Raw genomic sequence first — 7,305 nt, forward strand, 5'->3', positions numbered from 1 at the left:
TTCACCCTTTAAAGCCTCCCCAATAAAGGGGAAAAAAATAAATTTTTTCCCTACCGCGTCAATCCTCTCCCTAAAAGGGAGAGGTAATTATCCATTATCCATTATCCATTATCCATTATCCATTAATGAATCCCTACTTTTTCAAGACTTACAGATTTTTCAGTCCTCAAAACTACTTATCTAAGACGTTATAGTTTTGATAAAATCAAAACAGCAGTTTTCAACTACCCTGAACTATAGTTTCTCAATTAACAGCCTGAGTATAACTCAACTCAATTTACTTCAAAAGACTGAGAAATACTATATAGAATCCCTAAGCGGATCTATAAACGGGAGTGTGGTCCGTGTGGGAATAGGGGAAAGTGTAAAGAGTAGGGGGAGATTGTGAAGCTTGGGGACATTTTTCTACCTTTTTCCCCTATTCTATATTCTCTTTCCTCCTGACTCCTGACTCCTGACTCCTATGCCACTTTGCAAATATACCAAATTGCTTCTATATATCTATCCTCTTAATCTAGATGGTAAATTTCCAGTTCGCACCTGAAAATTCAAGTTTTGACCATTCCGATTAACTTCTAATTCCAACAAACTACCGACTGTTTTGTTCTGAACAATTTGTTGCACATTTTCAGATTCACTAATAGTTTGATTATCAATTTTTTGAATTATATCCCCAGGCTTTAAACCACTTTTATCAGCAGGAGAACCAGGAACAACTTGCATTACTAATACCCCTTGGTCAGTGAATAACTGAATATTTGTATTGAAGTTTCGGTTAAGTTCTTGCTTAAGTTCCGGTGTCAAAGTCTGCATGGCAATACCTAAATAAGCGTGCTCTGCCTTACCTACCCTAATTAATTGTTGAGCAATTTGTTGAGCATTATTAATAGGAATTGCAAATCCTAAACCTTGGGCACCATCAATAATAGCTGTATTAATGCCAATTACCTCACCATTTTGATTCAATAGAGGGCCACCAGAATTTCCAGGATTAATCGCAGCATCCGTTTGAATAAATCCTACCCGCTTATCTGGAACACCCACATCATTACTAGAACGACCTGTAGCACTAATTATACCCACTGTCACAGAATTATCCAGACCTAGGGGGTTGCCAATAGCGATCGCCCATTCTCCAGGTTGTAGATTATTTGAATCTCCAACAGAAACAGTGGGAAGATTATCACCATCAATTTTAATTACTGCTACATCAGTTACAGAATCTGTGCCCAAAACTCTACCTTGAAGGCGACGACCATCTTTGAGAACTACTTCTACGGTAGTGGAACCCTCTACAACGTGAGCATTAGTCAGAATATTACCATCAGAACTAATGATAAAACCAGAACCAGTTCCTTGCTCAACCCCTCGACCTGAAGGTGACCTAGGAGATTCATAACCATAGAAATCTTCTGGTATTCCCCTGCCAAACATATTAGGTCTTTGGCTGACGCTTCGAGAAGCATTAATCCTGACCACTGCCGGGCCAACTTTTTGGACTGCATCTACAATAAAGTTGCCATTGGAAATAGGAGCTCTAACTGGTAACCAACTAGATCTTTCTGAGTTAGAAGTACCATCAGTTTTGCTAGGGGATTGAGTAACTGATAATTGAGTAAGCTGGCTTGAGTTTTCCGGAGATCTACTTGTCTGGAATATCAGGCGCTCACCTAACAATGCTCCGACCGCTCCCGCTAGTAGTAATAAATAAGTTAAAGGTTGTTTCCAAAACACTTTGCCTGTTGTATTTTTCATGGTCATTTATTTATAATTGGTTAGTTTGTTGAGAATGAATAATGAGAGTTTTTTCTCCTGATGGAGAAGTTTTATTTGAATTTTCCTACAATATCTGTCTAGTCTATTACTTAGAGAATAGGAAAAAATCAATTATTCTAATGTATGGACTCGATCTACTTTTTACTTCCCCTGATACCGTAAGTTCAGTTCAAAGGGATATTTTTTTACTTGGAACTCCCTTGCTGTATACTCTTGAATGTAAAGGGATTTATATTTGACAGTGATAGATTAAATTTAACACTTCCTATAATTAGTAATTCGAGCCTGATGCTTAGTATTTCAGAGTCATTAAAATTCATGCCTTAATTTTTTGTTTGATCTGCTTAAGTTTTGGGAGTTACTTTTCATCATCGAATTACAATATTAAGTTGCATATATATCATATCTAGCCTTTCTCATAATTAATGAGATACAGTTTTGTTTCCCAGATCCGGTATTTCCAGTCTTTGGTTTTCTGATAGATGACCTACAATCAAAAGGACAACCTTTAGGGCAATTCCATCAACCCTCTCTACTAGCGTGTCTAGCTTTAAAATGTGGGTAAAGAGCGAGTTAATGAAGACCTCTCCCCCAACCCCTCTCCTGCAAGGAGAGGGGGAAGTTTTACACACAATTTTAGTCTAGACTAGCTACTACAGTAGTCTACTAAAATGAAAACTGCTGTAAGCTCTAAAATTTGTGTACCTCATCTATTGGATAAATGCTATATATTAATCTGCGATATTTTGGACTTTAGTATATTTACAATCCCTAAAATATTTATCCGGTTTTTTTAATAACATCAAGTTGCTATTATTTTTGGCATAAATTCACGATTTATTTACTATTACTACTAATTTCTGCCAAAACAATAATTATTTAACATTTATTTGATTTTATATTGATTTTTTGATGATTTTTAATTTGGTAGTTTCCTCAAATGTAATATTTATAAAACTAGCAGGAAAAACATTTACCCAACATTAACAAGGAAATAAATAATAGTTAAGTGGGGTCACTTTCCTAAAGCAATAATCTACAAATGTCTCTCGCAATGACCAAATATATTGTATTTATTGATGCCCATATCATATACTTGTATTGTTTGAAATTAGTTTGATTTGGTATTTATTTTTTGCTTAAATTATGTCATTTGATTTCTTGATTGTTTTTGTAGTGCAAAAGCATTATCCCAATTTCATAAAATATTGCAGATCGTGACGCAACTCCTAAAATGCTATAAATTCCACCGGAACTAGGAAAGGTAAATATATTAAAAATAGAACAAAAATGGTTGATTTTTACAATTCATCCAAACCATCTACTTTTTCAATATAGGAATAAATAACAGATTAGGATCTAACTATCTATGCATAAATTTTATATTAAATATCGTAATTACTAAAAAAATTGTTATTTAAAATGATTTTTTTATAATTCAGAAAAATTATAATTATCCTAATAAACTTGCCTATTACTACACTACGACTAAAAAGAGTTGTTTATAAAATATCTATATAATTAGGCAAAAAGGAATGAAAGTATATAGCCTTTATCAAAATGGTGAGATACACAAGTTGTGGATGTTAGGCAATAGGCAATAGGGAAAAGAAAAAATACTGTATCTCATTAATATGAGAACTGCTGTATATTATCTTGTGAAAAAAATGCAATTCTTTCTGTCAAGTTTCCTGAAAATTTTATAGCAAATAAACTTTAAATTTTTACTTAACCTAATTAGGGTTTCTACATCTAAGACAGTCTTTTTAACTAAATTAACGAGAAACCCAATTGCCAAATTTTTAGATAAAGTTTAATCCTAACATTCTGCACTTCAAAATGTAGTAGAAAAAATCAGGAGTCAGGAGTTGTAAGGGCAGAATGCTCTGCAAATATGTTGCGGAGCATTCCGCAGGAAAAAGCGGAAGCTCTGGGTCAGCGAATGGCCATTCGCCCCTACAGGAGTCAGGAGAAAATCATGGTGGTCAATAGGAGTAAATAATTAAGCATAAATACTTAATATTTTCCTGAGAATTTGACTCATGAGAAAAGTCAATGAATACGAGCTATGTAGTATAAATACCTTGTCAGTTACAGATTTTTATACTACTTGTAATATTACAAGCTGATTTGCGGAATGTCAGTTTAATTACAATTAAAGCACTTTTTATAATGGTGAGGTACAGTTTAAGATTAATCTATTTTCCTTGTTCCCTAAACTCATAAAACTTTGTACCTCATCAACTCCAAAACTGCTGTCAATCAACAACTTAGTTAATTAATCCTCAGCAAAAATATAGCGATAAAGTTCATCTGACCCTGGCTCTGGGCTATCTGTGGCAAAATCAACCGCTTCAGTAATTAACTTATCAATCTTTTGATCGATAGCAGTTAACTCTGCAACATCTACCAAATTATTTTCTTTCAGGTAAGTTGTAAATTGCTTAATAGGGTCACGAGAAAACCAATATTCTTTTTCTTCTTGATCCCGTAATTCATCAGGGTCAGCCAAAGAATGGCCTCGGAACCGATAAGTCAAAGCTTCAATTAAAGTAGGTCCCTCGCCAGCCCTAGCCCTGGCCACAGCTTCTTGAGCAGCAGAATGCACCGCCAATACATCCATACCATCAACTTCCACACCAACCATACCAAAAGCATGAGCTTTTTTGTAAATCTCAGGTTCAGAAGTAGCACGGTCGTGAGCCATACCAATTGCCCACTTATTATTTTCTACTACATAAATAATGGGTAGTTTCCACAATGTAGCCATATTTAGACATTCAAAAAACTGGCCGTTATTACAAGCCCCATCCCCAAAGAAACAAGCCGTTACTTGGTCAGCAGTTTCATTTCCCATAGTTTCCCGACGATATTTACTCTGAAAAGCTGCCCCAGTCGCCACAGGAATACCCTCAGCAACAAAAGCATAACCCCCCAATAGATTATGTGCAGCCGAGAACATATGCATCGAACCACCTCGGCCTTTAGAACAGCCTGTGGCCTTACCAAATAATTCAGCCATCACTTCCCGTGCTGGTACACCAGCACTTAGAGCATGAACATGGTCTCTATAAGTGCTACAAACAAAATCTTCATCTTGCCGCATAGCTTTAATTACACCGGAAGAAACCCCTTCTTGTCCATTGTAAAGATGAACAAAACCAAACATTTTGCCTCGGTAATACATCTCAGCACACTTATCTTCAAACAAGCGTCCTAAAACCATATCTTCGTAAAGTATTAATGCTTCTTCTTTACTAATTTTTATACTATTGGTGTTAAAAGCAGGTAAGGTACGTTCTTGGATCATTGGATTTTTCCTAGGCTAGTATAATTAGTGATAAATTTAATGTTGGAATGTTGGAAAAGACATATTTAGCAAAAGTCTCCAATGTTAAAGTTAACATTACTCGTCTCCACAAGTTGCGCAAATTTATTTTTGATCATTTGATCAATTAAGTAGCATATCTAGAAATTGTGTATGAGAGTAAATAAATTTTACTAGCTTGTTATACACTATAAGCTTAATTGTTGTATAGTACAGGCTTAATGGAATAAGTCTTAAGTTTTGCTGTTCAAGTTGGGTAAAAAAGTTATACTTTGTGGGAAGTTAGCCCGACATATCAGATGAATGGCAACAATTTTGAAAAAATTTTAGATAATTGTAGATAGTAGATATAAGTAGAGAATATGCTCTTATAATTTTAAGAATAATTTTTAGATCCTGAAAATTTTGATGCTAAAATTAATAAAGTGTTTCTATGAAATTTTTAGGTTAAAATTTAAGGATTAGTAGATTATCCTTTAAACCTTTAATGTTTATCGGTGCAAAAATCCTAGACCATTAAGTGATGAGCATCAAAAAAATTGCTCTAAAGTAATAAAAAACACCTCTGTTAATGAACAATAAAGGATATTATTAAGTAATATAGTAACTCGCCTTTGAGGAAATGCACTGTGCGGATTCCACTAGATTATTACCGAATTTTAGGTTTACCAATTCAGGCTACTGCCGAACAGTTACGGCAGGCACATCGAGATCGCACCCAGCAGTTTCCTAGAAGGGAGTATTCTGAGGCAACAATAGTTGCCCGTAAACAACTTATAGATGAGGCTTATGCTGTTCTGTCTGAGCCAGAACAACGCCAAACTTACGATGGAAGCTTTTTGGCTAAAACCTACGAACCAGAAACACAACAACTAACTCCAAGTTCTAAGAGAAATCTCGACCGACCAGATGAAAAAGAAACAAAACTTCAGCAAACAGAAGAAGTTATCCCCACAATAGCTTCTAGACGGTTAGCAAAAACGATAAACTCTCAAGGTAGAGAGACGATAAGTAGCTCTGAGTTTGACCCTAACACTCCAAGTATCGAAATAGAAGATCCACAATTTGTGGGAGCAATCCTAATTTTACACGAACTAGGAGAATACGAGCTGGTATTAAAACTTACTCATCCTTATCTTACTAATAATAATATTGCTATCAAAGATGGACGTTTTGGCGATCCAGCATTAGTTCTGCCAGATATTGTCCTTACAGTTGCTTTAGCTAATTTAGAACTGGGCAGAGAACAATGGCAACAAGGACAATATGAAAGTGCGGCCACAACTTTAGAAGCTGGCCAGGGATTATTACTGCGAGAAAATCTGTTTGTCCAAGTTAGAGGGGAGATACAAGCTGACCTTTATAAGTTACGTCCTTATAGAGTAATGGAGTTAATAGCATTACCAGAGAAAATAGCTCTAGACCGTCGCCGTGGGCTAGAAATTCTTCAAGATATGTTGAATGAACGGGGTGGAATTGATGGTCAAGGTGAAGATCAATCTGGACTTGGGATAGAAGATTTTCTGAAGTTTGTTCAGCAACTACGTCACCACTTAACCACATCAGAACAAAAGAAATTATTTGAGGCAGAAGCTCATCGTCCTTCGGCAGTAGGTACATACCTAGCAGTTTATACTTTTTTAGCTCAAGGGTTTGCTCAAAAACAACCAGCCTTGATTCGTAAGGCTAAGTTGATGTTAATGCAATTGGGTCGCAGTCAAGATGTAAATTTAGAAAAATCTGTCTGTGCTTTACTTTTAGGGCAAACTGAAGAGGCTAGTCGTTCATTAGAACTTAGCCATGAAAACGAACCCTTATCCTTTATTAAAGAAAATTCTCAAGAATCTCCAGATTTATTGCCTGGTCTATGTCTTTATGCTGAACATTGGTTGAGCGAGGAGGTATTTCCACATTTCCGTGATTTGTCTGACAAGTCAGCTTCTTTGAAAGACTATTTTGCAGATCAGCACGTTCAAGCTTATCTAGAAGCTTTACCTACAGAAACAGAAGCAGCTAATCAATGGGTAGTTGTTCAACCTCGTCGCGATCGCGACACGGAACAGATGTTCTACCAGAAGGAAGTTGACAAATCGACCGTATCAGATTTAGAAAATAAAGGTATATCTGGTGTGGGTAGTGTTGCTACTGCTAGTCTTGCTTCTGCAAGCAAAGGAACTTCTAATTTACTAGGAGCTAGTTCT

Annotated in this window: 3 protein-coding genes; 1 reads left to right on the forward strand and 2 read right to left on the reverse strand. The window is 35.8% G+C overall.

Annotated features, from left to right (window positions below; genetic code table 11):
* Window positions 1-501: 501 nt before the first annotated feature.
* Together F6K22_RS25265 and pdhA are read right to left on the reverse strand one after the other, a co-directional pair.
* Window positions 502-1,755, reverse strand: coding sequence for an HhoA/HhoB/HtrA family serine endopeptidase (locus F6K22_RS25265; RefSeq protein ID WP_293104322.1), 1,254 nt, complete (start codon window positions 1,753-1,755; stop codon window positions 502-504).
* Window positions 1,756-4,054: 2,299 nt separating this feature from the next.
* Window positions 4,055-5,086: a pyruvate dehydrogenase (acetyl-transferring) E1 component subunit alpha gene (pdhA, locus tag F6K22_RS25270; RefSeq protein ID WP_293104324.1), complete on the reverse strand. Its 1,032-nt coding sequence runs from the start codon at window positions 5,084-5,086 to the stop codon at window positions 4,055-4,057.
* A 647-nt stretch (window positions 5,087-5,733) separates the two neighbouring features.
* On the opposite strand from pdhA, the gene F6K22_RS25275 reads away from it, so the two are divergent.
* On the forward strand, window positions 5,734-7,305 hold a 1,572-nt coding region (locus F6K22_RS25275), incomplete at its 3' end, for a J domain-containing protein (protein WP_293104327.1).

Source organism: Okeania sp. SIO2F4, from assembly GCF_010672385.1.
Classification (GTDB): Bacteria; Cyanobacteriota; Cyanobacteriia; order Cyanobacteriales; family Microcoleaceae; genus Trichodesmium.